Origin of the sequence: Ottowia sp., assembly GCF_046348305.1 — a bacterium.
Lineage (GTDB): Bacteria > Pseudomonadota > Gammaproteobacteria > Burkholderiales > Burkholderiaceae_C > Ottowia.
Map to the genome: position 1 here is coordinate 152,651 of NZ_JAXMEM010000010.1, position 15,458 is coordinate 168,108.

The 15,458-nt window shown below is 67.6% G+C and carries 13 protein-coding genes and 3 tRNA genes; 8 read left to right on the forward strand and 8 right to left on the reverse strand.

Annotated elements, in window-relative coordinates:
* Nucleotides 1-16 precede the first annotated feature (16 nt).
* Both U1F38_RS13585 and gloA read left to right on the forward strand, forming a co-directional pair.
* The gene (locus U1F38_RS13585; protein WP_409987606.1) at nucleotides 17-841 is read left to right on the forward strand and encodes a metallophosphoesterase; all 825 of its coding nucleotides are present in this window, start codon (nucleotides 17-19) and stop codon (nucleotides 839-841) included.
* A gap of 185 nt (nucleotides 842-1,026) precedes the next feature.
* Nucleotides 1,027-1,440, forward strand: coding sequence for a lactoylglutathione lyase (gloA, locus tag U1F38_RS13590; protein WP_409987607.1), 414 nt, complete (start codon nucleotides 1,027-1,029; stop codon nucleotides 1,438-1,440).
* Between the two features lie 69 nt (nucleotides 1,441-1,509).
* On the opposite strand, the gene U1F38_RS13595 is transcribed toward gloA, so the two are convergent.
* Nucleotides 1,510-2,055, reverse strand: coding sequence for an OmpA family protein (locus tag U1F38_RS13595; RefSeq protein ID WP_409987608.1), 546 nt, complete (start codon nucleotides 2,053-2,055; stop codon nucleotides 1,510-1,512).
* 140 nt (nucleotides 2,056-2,195) lie between these two features.
* On the opposite strand from U1F38_RS13595, the gene U1F38_RS13600 reads away from it, so the two are divergent.
* Entirely contained in the window at nucleotides 2,196-2,855 is a 660-nt protein-coding gene (locus U1F38_RS13600) for a gamma-glutamylcyclotransferase (RefSeq protein WP_409987609.1), read from the forward strand.
* On the forward strand, nucleotides 2,852-3,487 hold the full coding sequence (gene pdxH, locus U1F38_RS13605; RefSeq protein ID WP_409987610.1) for a pyridoxamine 5'-phosphate oxidase: 636 nt from the start codon (nucleotides 2,852-2,854) through the stop codon (nucleotides 3,485-3,487). Before U1F38_RS13600 ends, pdxH begins: the two co-directional genes overlap by 4 nt.
* Before the next feature lie 237 nt (nucleotides 3,488-3,724).
* Here the strand turns inward: pdxH and U1F38_RS13610 are convergent, their stop codons facing one another.
* Nucleotides 3,725-3,985 (reverse strand): TIGR04438 family Trp-rich protein, encoded by a 261-nt coding sequence (locus U1F38_RS13610; protein WP_409987611.1) that lies wholly within the window; start codon nucleotides 3,983-3,985, stop codon nucleotides 3,725-3,727.
* Between the two features lie 107 nt (nucleotides 3,986-4,092).
* Between U1F38_RS13610 and U1F38_RS13615 the strand changes: the two genes are divergently transcribed.
* The gene (locus U1F38_RS13615) at nucleotides 4,093-4,404 is read left to right on the forward strand and encodes a c-type cytochrome (RefSeq protein ID WP_409987612.1); all 312 of its coding nucleotides are present in this window, start codon (nucleotides 4,093-4,095) and stop codon (nucleotides 4,402-4,404) included.
* Between the two features lie 67 nt (nucleotides 4,405-4,471).
* On the opposite strand, the gene acs is transcribed toward U1F38_RS13615, so the two are convergent.
* Entirely contained in the window at nucleotides 4,472-6,454 is a 1,983-nt protein-coding gene (gene acs / locus U1F38_RS13620) for an acetate--CoA ligase (RefSeq protein ID WP_409987613.1), read from the reverse strand.
* A 342-nt stretch (nucleotides 6,455-6,796) separates the two neighbouring features.
* Here acs and U1F38_RS13625 point away from each other — a divergent pair, with 342 nt between their 5' ends.
* Complete coding sequence (locus U1F38_RS13625; protein WP_409987614.1) at nucleotides 6,797-7,399, forward strand: TIGR00645 family protein; 603 nt, start codon at nucleotides 6,797-6,799, stop codon at nucleotides 7,397-7,399.
* 66 nt (nucleotides 7,400-7,465) lie between these two features.
* Here the strand turns inward: U1F38_RS13625 and fumC are convergent, their stop codons facing one another.
* Nucleotides 7,466-8,860, reverse strand: a complete 1,395-nt coding sequence (gene fumC / locus U1F38_RS13630) for a class II fumarate hydratase (RefSeq protein WP_409987615.1) — start codon at nucleotides 8,858-8,860, stop codon at nucleotides 7,466-7,468.
* Nucleotides 8,861-8,969: 109 nt separating this feature from the next.
* On the opposite strand from fumC, the gene U1F38_RS13635 reads away from it, so the two are divergent.
* Together U1F38_RS13635 and U1F38_RS13640 are read left to right on the forward strand one after the other, a co-directional pair.
* On the forward strand, nucleotides 8,970-10,550 hold the full coding sequence (locus U1F38_RS13635) for a fumarate hydratase (protein ID WP_409987616.1): 1,581 nt from the start codon (nucleotides 8,970-8,972) through the stop codon (nucleotides 10,548-10,550).
* 217 nt (nucleotides 10,551-10,767) lie between these two features.
* Entirely contained in the window at nucleotides 10,768-14,145 is a 3,378-nt protein-coding gene (locus U1F38_RS13640) for an alkaline phosphatase family protein (RefSeq protein ID WP_409987617.1), read from the forward strand.
* Nucleotides 14,146-14,358: 213 nt separating this feature from the next.
* On the opposite strand, the gene U1F38_RS13645 is transcribed toward U1F38_RS13640, so the two are convergent.
* The 4 genes from U1F38_RS13645 to U1F38_RS13660 all read right to left on the reverse strand — a co-directional run bounded on the left by U1F38_RS13645 (nucleotide 14,359) and on the right by U1F38_RS13660 (nucleotide 15,422).
* Nucleotides 14,359-14,985: a DUF6806 family protein gene (locus U1F38_RS13645; RefSeq protein WP_409987618.1), complete on the reverse strand. Its 627-nt coding sequence runs from the start codon at nucleotides 14,983-14,985 to the stop codon at nucleotides 14,359-14,361.
* Nucleotides 14,986-15,010: 25 nt separating this feature from the next.
* Nucleotides 15,011-15,103, reverse strand: a tRNA-Leu gene (locus U1F38_RS13650).
* 82 nt (nucleotides 15,104-15,185) lie between these two features.
* Nucleotides 15,186-15,259, reverse strand: a tRNA-Cys gene (locus tag U1F38_RS13655).
* A gap of 87 nt (nucleotides 15,260-15,346) precedes the next feature.
* Nucleotides 15,347-15,422 (reverse strand) — tRNA-Gly (locus tag U1F38_RS13660).
* Nucleotides 15,423-15,458 lie beyond the last annotated feature (36 nt).

The following is a 15,458-nucleotide window of genomic DNA, read 5'->3' on the forward strand; positions in this document are numbered from 1 at the left end:
TGCACACACCGCTCTCATGCTGATCGCGCACATCACCGACCCGCACATCGGGCTCCAGCCGGGCCTGCTGACCGGCCCCGTCGACCCGAGCGGCGGCCTGCGCCGCGCGCTGGAGCATGTGCGCGGCCTGCAACCGGCCATCGACGTGCTGCTGCTGACGGGTGACCTGGCCGACAGCGGCCAGGCGAGCGACTACGCCGAGATCGCCGCCCAGCTCGAGCGCGCGCTGCCTCCGCCCGCCGCCGGCGGCCCGCGGGTGCTGGCGATCCCGGGCAACCATGACCTGCGCAGCGCGGCACGCCAGCACTTGGCCTCGGTCATGCCGGTGGCCAGCGACGCGCCGGGCGACTGCATCTGTCTGCACGCCACGCAGGGCGACATGCACTTCATTGGCCTGGACACGGTGGTGCCGGGCGCCCCGCACGGCGCGCTCGGGGCCGATCAGCTCGACTGGCTGCAGCGCCAGCTGGCGGCCTGCGCAGGCCAGCCGGTGCTGCTGTTCATGCACCACCCGCCCCTGGTCAGCGGCATGAGCGCCATGGACAACTGCGGCCTGCTGCACGGCCGCGCCGAGCTGGGCCGCCTGGTGGCCGCGCACGGCGGCGTGCAACTGATCGCCTGCGGCCACATGCACCGGCCCATCGTCGGGCAGTTGGGCGGCGCGCCGGTGGTGGTGGCGCCCTCCAGCTCGCACCAGCTCGCACTCGACCTGCGCCCCGACGCGCCGCTGGCCTGCCGCTTCGAGCCGCCGATGATCGGCCTGTACCGCTGGACGCCCGCAGACGGGCTGGCCTGCCATTTCAGCTACATCGAGTCCTTCGGCCCCAGCCACCTGATCTGATCGGCGCCACGCGCGAGGCGCAAGATGCTATTGTTCATGTAGCTGTTTGCGTCCGTCCAACAAGGGCAAGAGCTCTATTTGATTCATTTCCGCGACAACAAACACGGTTGCCGCAGCACGCTCTCCCTCTGTGCGCCGGCCGCATTCGGCTCACCCTGGTCACGCCGCACGGGCACAATGGCCGCATGAGAATCCTGCACACCATGCTGCGCGTGGGCAACCTCCAGCGCTCGATCGACTTCTACACCCAGGTGCTGGGCATGCAATTGCTGCGCACCTCCGAGAACCCCGAGTACAAATACTCGCTGGCCTTCGTCGGCTACGAGGGCGGCAACCCCGGCCAGGCCGAGATCGAGCTGACCTACAACTGGGGCACCGAAAGCTATGACCTGGGCACGGCCTACGGCCACATCGCCCTGGGCGTGCCCGACGCCCACGCCGCCTGCGAGGCCATCAAGGCCGCCGGCGGCCAGGTCACGCGCGAGGCCGGGCCCGTGAAGGGCGGCACCACCGTCATTGCCTTCGTCACCGACCCCGACGGCTACAAGATCGAGCTGATCCAGCGCGGCGCCGCAGCGGCCGGCGGCGGCCTGCGCTGACTGCCTTCGCCGCTCCCATGAAAAAACCCGGCGGCCGCCGGGTTTGTTCGTGTCGGAGCCGCCGTCCGATCACTGCAGCGTCACCTCGACGCGCCGCGCCTCGGTGTTGCTGCCGCTGGCCGTGGTCACCTCGGGCTTGCGCAGCTCGATCTTGTCCTCGCCGATGCCCAGCGCCTTGAGCGCGCCCTGCACCGCCAGCGCCCGCTGCTTGGCCAGCTCCTCGTTGACGGCGGCGTCGCCCGTCGCGTCGTGATAGCCGCTGATCACCGCCTTGCGGCCCGCCGCCACGCCCTTGACGATCTCGCCCAGCGCATCGGGCGCGCCGGCGGCCAGCTCGGTCTTGCCGCTGGCAAAGTAGAACTTCACCACCTCGCCCTCCACGCGCACGCTGGCCCCATCGCCGCTGGCGGCGTCCGCACCGCCGACCGTGCCCACCACCGTGGCAGCGGATGCGACCGCCGGGCCGCGGGCCTGCGCCGCTGGCGCGCCGGCCGGCAACGCCCCCGCTCCCGCGCGGCCCAGCACCAGCCCGAACACCAGGCTGATCACCAGCACGATCAGGCCAAACACCACGCCCAAGACCAAACCCTGGGAATCATCGTTTTGTGCAGACATTTCCGTCCTTCTTTCAAGATTCAAGTTGTTGCGGGCCGCCCGCGCCATCGACCGGAATCGGCCGGGCACGCGCCACAAAACGCGGGCCGAACCGCCGCCGATGAGACGCCCGAAAACCTTTGATTGTATAAAGTCCGGCCATGGACTCCGAAACAGCTGGCTACGCCGCCTATGAGCACCTGCGCCCGCCCGGTCGCGACCCCGTGCAATTGCGCGAACAGACGCGCACGCAGTGGCGACACCAAGCGGGCGGCCGCGCGACCGATCTGTGGATCTTCGGCTACGCCTCGCTGATCTGGCGGCCCGACTTTGCCGCCGTCGAGCGCCACGCCACGCGGGTGCACGGCTGGCACCGCTCGCTGGCCATGTGGAGCCGCGTCAACCGCGGCACGCCCGAGCAACCCGGCCTGGTGTTTGCGCTGCTGCCCGGCGGCAGCTGCCAGGGCGTGGTCTACCGGATTGCCGCGCGCGATGCCGACGCCGTGTTCGACACCCTGTGGGCGCGCGAAATGCCCAGCGCCGTGTACGACCCGCGTTGGCTGAACTGCGCCACGCCGCACGGGCCGGTGCCCGCGCTGGCCTTCACCCTCTCGCGCCGCTCGCCGTCCTACACCGGCGAACTGACGCCCGCGCAATACCGCAGCATCTTCCGCCTGGCCCAGGGCCGCTATGGCAGCACCCTGGAGTACGCCCGCCAGACGCTGGACAGCCTGCAAGCCAATGGCGTGCGCGACACCCGCCTGAGCCAGTTGCTGCGCTACGCTGACGACAGCCCACCGACAACGGACGACTGTGCATGACCGACATCGCCAACCTGCGCAAAAGCTACGAGCGTGCCGAGCTGTCCGAGGCCGCCTCGCACGCCGACCCTTTGGGGCAGTTCACCCAGTGGTTCGACGAAGCGCGCCGCAGCGCGGTGCCCGAGCCCAACGCCATGACGCTGGCCACCGTGGGCAGCGACCTGCGCCCCAGCACCCGCGTGGTGCTGATCAAGGATTTCGACGCCCGCGGCATCGTCTGGTATACCAACTACGACAGCCGCAAGGGGGGCGAGTTGGCCGGCAACCCGTTCGCGGCCTTGCAGTTTCACTGGGTCGAGCTGGAGCGCGTGGTGCGCATCGAAGGCCGGGTCGAAAAAGTCGGTGACGCCGAAAGCGATGCCTACTACGCCAGCCGTCCGCTGGACAGCCGCATCGGCGCCTGGGCCAGCCCGCAAAGCCAGGTGATCGAAAGCCGGAGCGTCCTGGTCAAGGCTGCCGCCCAATACGGCGCCCGCTTTCTGCTCAGCCCGCCGCGCCCACCGCATTGGGGCGGCTTTCGGCTGGTGCCCGACCGCTGGGAATTCTGGCAGGGCCGCAAGAGCCGGCTGCACGACCGCTTGCGCTATCGCCTGCAAGCCGGCGCCTGGGTGCGCGAGCGGCTGGCGCCCTGAACCTCACCCAGATGCCGGGCAGAACGCAGCGAGGCAGGACGAACGCCCGGCCGCAGTGGGCGAAGAGGATCTGCCGAAAACGCGAAAAGGTGGTTTCACAACTATCAAATTGGTAGCTGCTTGCGCTCTCCCATCAAGCGCCAGGACCACATTTGATTCAAATGTCGTGTTCTTTTGCGTCTTCTGCGCAATTTCTGCGTCCGGCGGTTTGAAAGCGTCTTGCGCTCCTCGACGGACTCAGCGCCGGCGTGGCGGCGGCGGCGCGGTCTTGGGTTTTTGGCCCAGCGCCGCGCGGTGGCGATTGATGCGCTCGAGCTTGCGCTCGTCGTCGCGCTCCATCGCCTTGCGCTTGGTATAGCCCGACCAGTCGGCCCAGGTCCACCACAGCATCGCGCCGACGAAGGGGCTGAGCACCCACCACCACGACCAATCGGCCACCATGCCGATACCCTGCCACTTCAGCAGCAACAAAATGATGCCAAGGCCCAACAAGTACATGGTCTATTCCTCTGTTCGCCAGTGGGGGATTTGCGCGACGGGTCAACGGCTGATCCTACAATGGCGTTGAGTCTTTGCAACTCGATCCCCACGACAGAGGAAACATTATGAAGCGTGTTCTGCTCACAATTGCCGCCCTGACCGCCGTTGCGGCCGCCAGCCCCGCCATGGCCGACGAAGCCATGGCCAAGGCCAAGAACTGCATGGCCTGCCACGCCATCGACAAAAAGGTCGTCGGCCCGGCCTACAAGGATGTCGCCAAAAAGTTCGGCGGCCAGGCGGGCGCGGCCGACATGCTGGCCGACAAGATCATGAAGGGCAGCTCGGGCACTTGGGGCCCTGTGCCCATGCCGCCCAACACCAACGTCAATGCGGCCGAGGCAAAGAGCCTGGCCACCTGGATTCTGAGCCTGAAATAACGTCTCCAATCCCCAACAAAAAAGCCTGCGCATCGCGCAGGCTTTTTTGCTTTGGCGCAAACCTTGGTCAGTGGGTCTTGCCCAGTTGGCTCAGAATCGTCGGGTTCTCCAGCGTGCTGGTGTCCTGCGTGATCTCCTCGCCCTTGGCCAGCGAGCGCAGCAGGCGGCGCATGATCTTGCCCGAGCGCGTCTTGGGCAGGTTTTCGCCAAAGCGGATGTCCTTGGGCTTGGCGATCGGGCCGATCTCCTTGGCCACCCAGTCGCGCAGCTCCTTGGCGATCCGGTCGGCCTCGGCGCCCTGCGGCAGCGCGCGCTTGAGCACCACGAAGGCGCACACCGCCTCGCCGGTCAGGTCATCGGGCCGCGACACCACGGCGGCTTCGGCCACCAGGTCGGACTTGGCCACCAAGGCGGACTCGATCTCCATCGTGCCCAGGCGGTGGCCGGAGACGTTCAGCACGTCGTCGATGCGGCCGGTGACGCGCACATACCCGGTGTTGGCATCGCGCACCGCGCCGTCGCCCGCCAGATAAAAGCCCTTCATCTCTTCCGGGAAGTAGGTCTTCTTGAAGCGATCCGGATCACCCCAGATGGTGCGCACCATGCTGGGCCAGGGCTTCTTGTAGACCAGCATGCCACCGGTGCCGTTGGGCATCTCGTGGCCGGTCTCGTCGACGATGGCCGGAAAGATGCCCGGCAGCGGCAGCGTGCACGAGCCCGGCACCAGCGGCGTGGCGCCCGGCAGCGGGTTGATCATGTGGGCGCCGGTTTCGGTCTGCCAATAGGTGTCGATGATGGGGCAGCGCTCGCCGCCCACGTTTTTGTAGTACCACATCCATGCTTCGGGGTTGATGGGCTCGCCCACGCTGCCCATGATGCGCAGGCTGGACAGATTGCTGTGCCTGGGGTGCACGGCGTCGTTGGTCTCGGCCGCCTTGATGAGCGAGCGGATGGCCGTGGGCGCGGTGTAGAAGATGCTGCACTTGTGGCGCTCGATCATCTGCCAGAAGCGGCCTGCATCGGGGAAGGTGGGAATGCCCTCGAACACGATCTCGGTCGCGCCCGCGGCGAGCGGCCCGTAGGTGACATAGGAGTGGCCCGTCACCCAGCCGATGTCGGCGGTGCACCAGAACACGTCATCGGGCTTGAGGTCGAAGCTCCAGTCCATCGTCAGCTTGCACTGCAGCAGATAGCCGCCGGTGGAATGCTGCACGCCCTTGGGCTTGCCGGTGGAGCCGGATGTATAGAGGATGTACAGCGGGTGCTCGGCCTCGACGCTGACCGGCGCGCATTCGGTGGGCTGGCCCTTGAGCACCTCGGCAAAGGTCTTGTCGCGGCCGGCCGTCATCGGGCAGGCGCTGGCGCTGCGCTCATAGACGAAGACGTTGCGGATGCTCTCGCAGCCACCCATGGCCAGCGCGTCGTCGACGATGGCCTTCAGCGGCAGCTCCTTGCCGCCGCGCATCTGGTAGTTGGCGGTGACCACGGCCACGGCGCCGCCGTCGATGATGCGCTCTTGCAGCGCCTTGGCGGAGAAGCCGCCAAACACCACGCTGTGGATGGCGCCCAGGCGTGCGCAGGCCTGCATGGCCACCACGCCCTCGATGGTCATGGGCATGTAGATCAGCACGCGGTCGCCCTTCTTGACGCCGTGGGCCTTGAGCGCGTTGGCAAACTGGCACACCCGCGCCAGCAGCTCCTTGTACGTGACCTTGGTGACGGCGCCGTCGTCGGCCTCGAAGATGATGGCCGTCTTGTTCTCGACCGGCGTGCCCATGTGCCGGTCCAGGCAGTTGACGCTGGCGTTGAGCATGCCGTCGTCGAACCACTTGTAGAACGGCTTGTTGGACTCGTCGAGCACGCGCGTGAACGGCTTGTCCCAGGTCAGGTTCTCGCGCGCCAGGCGGCCCCAGAAACCGTTGAAGTCCTTCTCGGCCTCGGCGCACAGCGCACGGTAGGCGTCCATGCCGGAAATGCGGGCGGACTTGACCAGTTGCGCACTGGGTTCGAACACGCGGTTTTCAACCAAAACGGACTCGATGGCACTCATGACTTTGTCTCCTTGATTCGTTGCGAGCGACACGGCACAACCGCCGCGCCTGGCCGGGCAATCATCGCGCGAGGCTCTTACAGACTTCTGACGCGCCTGCAAACCCTGCGTCAAGGCCAGCGCAAACGCCCACTGCACGCGCCCACCGGCCTCAGTGTGAACGATACGCCAATTTTCACGGCGCGGTCTTGCCGGGTTGCCGATGTCCGCGCGCGCTCACGCCCGTGGCCCCGGCCCGGCGCGCGCCCGTGCCGTGAGAGTCAGCCGCCGCCCATCCGTGCGAATAGAATGCCGGGCCCGATTCAGTCCCCCCCTTTTTCCGATTCCGCCCCCAAACCGGCCATGCCCGACCTCGCCCAAGCCACCGCCAACCGCCCGCTGCGCCCCCTGCCTTCGCTCATCTTTGCCAGCCGCTGGCTGCAACTGCCGCTGTACCTGGGCCTGATCGTGGCGCAAGCCGTGTACGTGGCGCATTTCCTGGTCGAGCTGTGGCACTTGGTCGAGGCCGCCTTTGGCGATTCGCATGCGCTGGAGGCGCTGGTCGCCGGCATCGGCTACAAGTCCGACGCACCGGTCACCCAGCTCAACGAGACGGTGATCATGCTGGTGGTGCTGGCGCTGATCGATGTGGTGATGATCTCCAACCTGCTGATCATGGTCATCGTGGGCGGCTACGAGACCTTCGTCAGCCGGCTCAACCTGGACGAGCATCCCGACCAGCCGGAATGGCTCAACCACGTCAACGCCAGCGTGCTCAAGGTCAAGCTGGCGATGTCGATCATTGGGATCAGTTCGATCCACCTGCTGAAGACCTTCATCAACGCCGACAACTACACCGACAAGGTGCTCATCGCGCAGACCGTCATCCACGCGGTGTTCCTGCTGTCGGCCATCGCCATCGCCTACACCGACCGGCTGATGAGCGCGCCGTCGGAAAAGCACTGATTCGAATTGATTTGAGCCAAAGCGCCCACCCAATGGGCGCAAGCAGCTATCAATTCGATAGTTTTTTCACACCATGTCCTGCGGCCGCACCCAGGCGTCGAACTGCTCGGCCGTCAAGAAACCGCTGGCCACGGCCGCTTCGCGCAGGCTGATGCCCTCGTGGTGCGCGCGCTTGGCGATGGTGGCGGCCTTGTCGTAGCCAATGTGGGTGTTCAGCGCCGTCACCAGCATCAGCGAGCGCTGCACCAGCTCGTCGATGCGCGCACGGTTGGGCTCGATGCCGACGGCGCAGTGCTCGTTGAAACTCCGCATCCCATCGCCCAGCAGACGTACGCTCTGCAAAAAATTGTGGGCGATCATCGGGCGGAACACGTTCAGCTCGAAATTGCCCGAGGCGCCCCCCACGTTGATGGCCACGTCGTTGCCCAGCACCTGCGCGCACAGCATGGTCATGGCCTCGCACTGCGTCGGGTTGACCTTGCCGGGCATGATCGATGAGCCGGGTTCGTTCTCGGGGATGCTGATCTCGCCCAGGCCGCTGCGCGGGCCGCTGGCCAGCCAGCGCACGTCGTTGGCGATCTTCATCAGGCTGGCGGCCAGGCCCTTGAGCGCACCGTGCGCCTGCACCAGGCTGTCGCAGCTGGCCAGCGCCTCGAACTTGTTGGGCGCCGTCACGAAGGGCAGCCGGGTGAGTTGCGCCAGCTCGTCGGCCACGGCCTTGGCGTAGCCCTTGGGCGCGTTCAGGCCCGTGCCCACCGCCGTGCCACCCAGCGCCAGCTCGCACAGGTGCGGCAGCGCGGCGCGCACGTGCTGCTCGGCATGCTGCAGCTGGGCCACCCAGCCCGACAGCTCCTGCCCCAGGGTGACCGGCGTGGCGTCCTGCAAGTGCGTGCGGCCGATCTTGACGATGTCGGCAAAGGCAGCGGACTTGGCGGCCAGCGTCTCGCGCAGCGCGGCCAGCGCCGGCAGCAGGCGCTGCTCGATCGACTCGACCGCGGCCAGGTTCATGGCGGTGGGATAGGTGTCGTTGCTGGACTGGCTCTTGTTCACGTCGTCGTTGGGGTGCACCAGGCGCTCCTCGCCACGCACGCCGCCCAGCAGCTCGCTGGCGCGGTTGGCCAGCACCTCGTTGACGTTCATGTTGGTCTGCGTGCCCGAGCCCGTCTGCCACACCACCAGCGGAAATTCGCCGTCATGCTCGCCCGCCAGCACCTCGTCGGCGGCGCGGATGATGGCGCCGGCCTTGGTCGGGTCCAGCTTGCCCAGGCGCTCGTTGACCGCTGCCGCAGCGCGCTTGACCAAGGCCAGCGCGCGGATGATTTCCTTGGGCTGGCGCTCGCCGCTGATGTCGAAGTTCTGCAGCGAGCGCTGCGTCTGCGCGCCCCACAGACGCTCGGCGGCCACGTCGATGAAGCCAAAACTGTCGCGCTCGGCACGGGTGGTGTTGTCAGGTTCGGTCATGGTTGGCCTGTCAAAATAAGGGATTGTCTGGCTGGCAAGTTAGCACAAGCCTGCAAAACCTTGCTGCCGCCCCCGTTGTCCCACGACGCCCCGCGCCAGGAAAAGCCCCATGACCACCACCATCAAGCAAGACGACCTGATCGAATCCATCGCCGCCGCGCTGCAGTACATCAGCTACTACCACCCGGCGGACTACATCGCGCACCTGGCGCGCGCCTACGAGCGCGAGCAAAGCCCCGCCGCCAAGGACGCGATGGCGCAGATCCTCACCAACAGCAAGATGAGCGCCACGGGCCACCGCCCGATCTGCCAGGACACGGGCATCGTCAACGTGTTTCTCAAGATCGGCATGGACGTGCGCTTCGAGGGTTTTGCCGCCGGTCAGAGCCTGGAAGATGCGGTCAACGAAGGCGTGCGCCGCGGCTACCAAAACCCCGACAACACCTTGCGCGCCAGCGTGGTGGCCGACCCGCTGTTTGCGCGCAAGAACACCCGGGACAACACCCCGGCCGTCATCAACGTGCAACTGGTGCCCGGCAACACGCTCGACGTGACGGTGGCCGCCAAGGGCGGCGGCAGCGAGAACAAGTCCAAGATGATCATGATGAACCCCAGCGACAGCCTGGTGGACTGGGTGCTGAAAACCGTGCCCACCATGGGCGCCGGCTGGTGCCCGCCGGGCATGCTGGGCATCGGCATCGGCGGCACGGCCGAAAAGGCCGTGCTGCTGGCCAAGGAAAGCCTGATGGACGACCTGGACATGTACGAACTGCAGGCCAAGAGCGCGCGCGGCGACAAGCTCGATCAGGTCGAGGAACTGCGCCTGGAGCTGTACGAGAAGGTCAACGCGCTGGGCATCGGCGCGCAGGGCCTGGGCGGCCTGTCCACGGTGCTGGACGTCAAGATCAAGATGTACCCCACGCACGCGGCCAGCAAGCCCGTGGCGATGATCCCCAACTGCGCCGCCACGCGCCACGCGCACTTCGTGATGGACGGCAGCGGTCCGGTGTACCTGGAGGCGCCCAGCCTGGACCTGTGGCCCAAGGTGCAATGGATGCCCAACACCGAGACCAGCCAGCGCGTGAACCTCGACAGCTTGACCAAGGGAGAAGTGGCCCGCTGGAAGCCCGGCCAAACGCTGCTCTTGAGCGGCAAGATGCTGACGGGCCGCGACGCCGCGCACAAGCGCATCCAGGACATGCTGGCCAAGGGCGAGAAGCTGCCGGTGGACTTCACCAACCGCGTGATCTACTACGTGGGCCCGGTCGATCCCGTGCGCGATGAAGTCGTCGGCCCCGCCGGCCCCACCACCGCCACGCGCATGGACAAGTTCACCCGCATGATGCTGGAGCAGACCGGCCTGATCGCCATGATCGGCAAGTCCGAGCGCGGCCCCGTGGCGATCGAGGCCATCAAGGACAACGGCAGCGCCTATCTGATGGCCGTCGGCGGCGCGGCCTACCTGGTCAGCAAGGCCATCAAGCACGCCCGCGTGGTGGGGTTCGAGGACCTGGGCATGGAAGCCATCTACGAGTTCGACGTGGTGGACATGCCCGTCACCGTGGCCGTGGACGCCAGCGGCACCAGCGTGCACAACACCGGCCCGGCCGAGTGGCAAAAGCGCATTGCCAGCGGCGAGTTCCCCAGCGTGCAGAGCTTCACCGCGCGCAAGGCGAGCACGCCGGCCTGAAGAACCGGTCGCTGCCCGGTTGCGTCAATGCAGGTGGCGCGGCCGGCGGCGACCCAGCCAGTCCGCGCGCCGGCAAACGGCGCCTCTGGGCGCGCCTGACTTTTTGTAACAGCAGCGCACGAGGGACGCCGCTACTGTTACGGCACAAGCCCCGCACCCCCGCCGCGAACCCCACGCAGCGGACGGATGCGGAGCACGCCGCAGGAGAGACCCGGTCATGGCGCATCCCATTCAGCACGTCGTCGTGCTCATGCTCGAGAACCGCTCCTTCGACCATCTGCTGGGCGCACTGGACCAGCGCATTGCGGGGCTGGAAGGCGTGCAGGCGGCGCTGCGCTACCTGGCCGATCCGGCGCACGCCAACGCGGCGCGGCCGGGCAGCCCGGCGGTGCCCTTCACCGGCGACGCTTCGCCCAGCCTGGACCGCAAGAGCCTGGGGGAAAGCGCGGACTTCGACCCCTCCCACGACTTCGTGGACGTGAAACGCCAGCTCGGTGGCAACCTGTCCGCCCTGGTGATGAACGGCTTCGTCGCCGATGCCTACGACAAATACCAGTCCGTCTTCAACCCGGCGACGCTGGACCGCAGCATCAGCCAGGTCATGCGCCACTTCCCGGCCGACACCACGTCCGCCGGCGCCATCCCCGCGCTGCACACGCTGGCCACGCAGTTCACCACGTGCGATCGCTGGTTCTCCTCCATTCCGGGGCCCACCTGGCCCAACCGCATCTTTGCGCTGGCGGGCACCACGCGCGGCAATCTGCGCATGCCCCAGGGCCTGACGGGCATGGGGCCGCTGTTTCGGCACTACGACCTGCCGACCATCTTCAACCGCTTTCACGACGCGGGGCTGCGCACACGCATCTACAGCCACGACGTCTCGCTGACCCTGCTGCTCACCCGGACCTGGTCCATCCCCGATCTGCGCAGCTCGGCCGACCGCTTTGCCCAGGACGTGGCCCAGTGCAAGCCCGAGGACTTTCCCGAGTTCGTCTTCATCGAGCCGCGCTACTTCAAGCTGCCCCTGGCCGACAAGCCCAACGACCAGCACCCGCCGCACGACATCGGCCTGGGTGACCAGCTCATCGCCGACGTCTATGGCGCGCTGCGTGCCAACGAGGCCTTGTGGCAGCAAACCCTGTTCGTGGTGCTGTACGACGAGCATGGCGGCTTCTTTGACCACGTCCCCCCGCCTGCGGCCGTGCCGCCCGACGACCAGGTGGCACCACTCGGGCCCGATGGCGACCTGGGCTTCGGCTTCGACCGCCTGGGCGTGCGGGTGCCCGCCGTGCTGGCCTCGCCCTGGTTGGCCGCGGGGGTGGACTCCACCGTGTACGACCACAGCAGCCTGTTGGCCTTCATGTGCCAGCGCTGGGGCCTGGCGCCGCTGGGCGCACGCTGTGCAGCGGCGCTGGCCACCAACCCGTTCCAGGGCCTGTTCTTGCCCTCACCGCGCCTGGACACGCCCGCCGCCTTGCCGACACGCGCGGTGAGCACGACCCGCACCCTGGCACTGGACACCACGCCCCCCAACGACAACCAGCAGTCGCTGGCCTGGATGGTGCAGTACCTGGCGGACCAACTGGGCGTCGCCGAATCCGATGCCGTCAGCCGCGCCCTGCTGCCGGACACGCCCCTGGCGGCCGATACCATGCGCCGCACGCTGGACAAGATCGAGGAGCGCCTCAACGCCCAGGCGCACGCCCAGGCCCTGGCCGCCCAAGGCCAGCTGCCGCCCACGCAACCCTTGCCGTCGGCCCGCGTGTCGGCGACACAAGATCCGACGCCCTCGCCGGCCGATGCGGCGCCGCTGCGCGTGTGGATGGTTAACGGCGGGGTCCATGGCGACGAGCCCGCCCAGGCCCGGTGGCAGCGGCAGTGGCAGGGCGCGTTCGAGGCCAGCGCGCGCAAGGCGGGCTATCAGGGCGCGCTGGAGTACCGCTTCGCGCGCTACGACGCGCTGTTTGACGACCATCCGCTCGACGCCTGGACGGTGACGCGCGCCCTGGTCTGGCTGGGTCTCCAGGCCCCGGGCCCGGCGCCCGCCCTGGACAACGCCGGCCTGATGGAATCGATCGACGAGCAAGTGCGCTGGACGGCCGGCATGGCCTTGAAATGGTCGGAAAGCCCGCCGCTGCGCGATGCGCTGGTGAACACCCTGCGCCAGCAATACCAGGACTTCCGGCCGCAGTTGGTGTGCGCGCACAACCTGGGCAGCCTGGGCTGCTATGACCTGTTCCGGCGCATGGTGGCCGCCGACGAGGGGGCGCTGCTCAGCGGCTGCGGGCTGTTCACCTTCGGCTCGCAGCTCGGACATCCGGCCCTGCGCTCGGCCTTTGGCGGGCGCATCGAGCCGCTGTACGACGCCCAGGGCCAGGGCATCGGCCAGTGGTTCGAGCTCTACAACCCCCAGGACATGGTCTTCACGCGCCCGCTGCCCGGCAACGACGCGCGCACCCACACCGTCACCGAGAGTTTTCTGGCTCCGCCCGTCCACCACGATGGCGCGGCCTACCTGGCGCAGCCGCGCGTGGCCAGCGATATCCTGCCGCGCCTGCTGCCCGAGTCCGCCATCCGTCCGGGTCCGCGGCCCGCTGCGCCGTTGCCGGTGCCGCGACGCGTGAAGCGGCGCGCGCTGCTGATGGGCATCAACGAATATCCCAAGCCCGACATGCGCCTGAACGGCTGCATCAACGACGTCTATCTGATGAGCGCGCTGCTGCAGGAATGCGGCTTCGCGGCCGATGACATTCGCGTGCTGACCGATGCGCGCGCCACCCGTGCCGGCCTGCTGGAGCGCCTGGCCTGGCTGGCCGATGGCGTGGGGCCCGACGACGAGCGCGTGTTCTTCTACTCCGGCCACGGCGCGCAACTGCCCCGCTACGGCGCCGACGGCCAGCCCGAGCGCAGCGACGAAACCCTGGTGCCGGTGGACTTCGACTGGCAGCCCGAGCACGCCTTCACCGACAAGGACTTCCAGCAGTACTACAGCCAACTGCCGTATGGCGCCAACTTCCTGGCCATCTTCGACTGCTGCCATGCCGGCGGCATGAGCCGCGGCGGGCAGCGCGTGCGCGGCATCGACCCGCCCGACGACGTGCGCCACCGCATGCTGCGCTGGGACGCGGCCCACCAGATGTGGGTGCCGCGCGACTTCGTCGAGCAGGCCGCGCGCGCGGGGCGGACTTTTCGCGCCGACAAGAAGGCGCAACGGCAGCTCCCCGACGCCACCCAGCTGTGCCGTCGGGGACTGGGTGAGGCCAAGGCGCTGTGGTCCACCGACCGCGACAGCTTCGAAGCGGCCAAGGCCGCGCTCGGCCACTTCGGCCCCTACGTGCCCTTGTTGCTGTTCGCGGCCGACGAGCAGGAACTGGCGGCCGAGTACGACCACGGCAGCACCGCCTATGGCGCGTTCACCTTCACGCTGGTCAAGCGCCTGCGCGCCTCGCACCGGGCCTTGAGCTTTCAGCAACTGGTACTGGGCGTGCGCCGGGAACTCAAGGACCTGGGCTACCACCAGACCCCGACCATCAGCGGCCCCAAGGTCAAGCGCGAAGGCAAGCTGCCGTTCGGCCGCTGGACGCGGCAGGCTTGAGCCTCAACCCGAAGGGGCACGAGGGGGCCGCGCCGGGGCGGTGACAGGCCTTCTGTGCCTTGTTGGCGCGCACTGCGCATCTCGCATCGGCAACATGGATATCGATCGACCGCGGGGCCAGCGCGATGGCGCCCCAATCCTTCAGGCTCGAACTCCGGACAATCGCCTGAAGAGCGCCGCCAAGGAAAGCGACCAAAGCCCGAAGGCAGGTTGTCAATGCAGATGGCGCGGGCGCCGGCCACCACCGTGGCCCGGCGAGCCCCCGCCGGCGCCGCGTGGCGGCTTGCTGATCTGCAGCGAGTTCACCAGCGCGTCGAAGCGCGCCGAGAACAGCTTGTCGATCTCGCCCACCACGCCGCTCAGCTCGGCGCCGTCGAAGTGGCGCTCCATCAGGTTGACCACGTCTTCCACCAGCAGGTCGCGCTGCGCCTGCATGATGGCCTGCGGCGTGGGGCCGACGAACAGCAGCACGAAGTCGTCGCGCGACTCGCGCCCGGCCTCCTCGTCGTCCTCGTCGTATTCGGCGTCGTACAGCGTCACCTCGATGGCCGCGCCCTCGGCGCTGACCTCGTTGAGGTTCATGCACATGTCGTCCAGCTGCTGGCGAAAGTCCTCGTCGCCGGCCAGCGTCCAGCACATCTGCAGCAGGTGCTCGGCCGGATCGAACCGGATGCCCGGCTCGTCTTCGTACAGGCTGGCGGCGCCATCGGCCAGCGAGCGCGCACCGGCGTACTTCCAGAGGGGTTTGAGGGCGTCCTGCAGGGCATCGAAGCCCACGTCCGGACGCAGCTTCACGTCGCCATGCACGTGAATCTCGAAGGGTGCATCGTCGTGATTCATGGCGTTGATTCCTTGTGTTGTGACCTGGTACCCCGGGCCGGGGTCGAACCGGCACGCGCCCTTGCGGGAAAGCGGCGGATTTTAAGTCCGCTGTGTCTACCGATTTCACCACCGGGGCCAACGTGCATTGTCGCAGGCTGCACGCTCCCGCGTTGACATGAGCAGCGGGCGGCGTCGATCGGAATGCAGGGTGGGGAAGGTGGAGGCGCGATCCGGAGTCGAACCGGACTGGACGGATTTGCAATCCGTTGCATAACCGCTTTGCTATCGCGCCGTGTTCGGCCAGCTGAAAAAAAAGGAAGCGGATGCTTCCTTTTTCTTGGCTGGAGCGACCGGCTTGGTGAACCGGACACTGGATGATTGGAGCGGGAAACGAGGCTCGAACTCGCGACCTCAACCTTGGCAAGGTTGCGCTCTACCAACTGAGCTATTCCCGCGTTGCAAGCCTTGCATTGTAGCCTGAAAAACGGCAG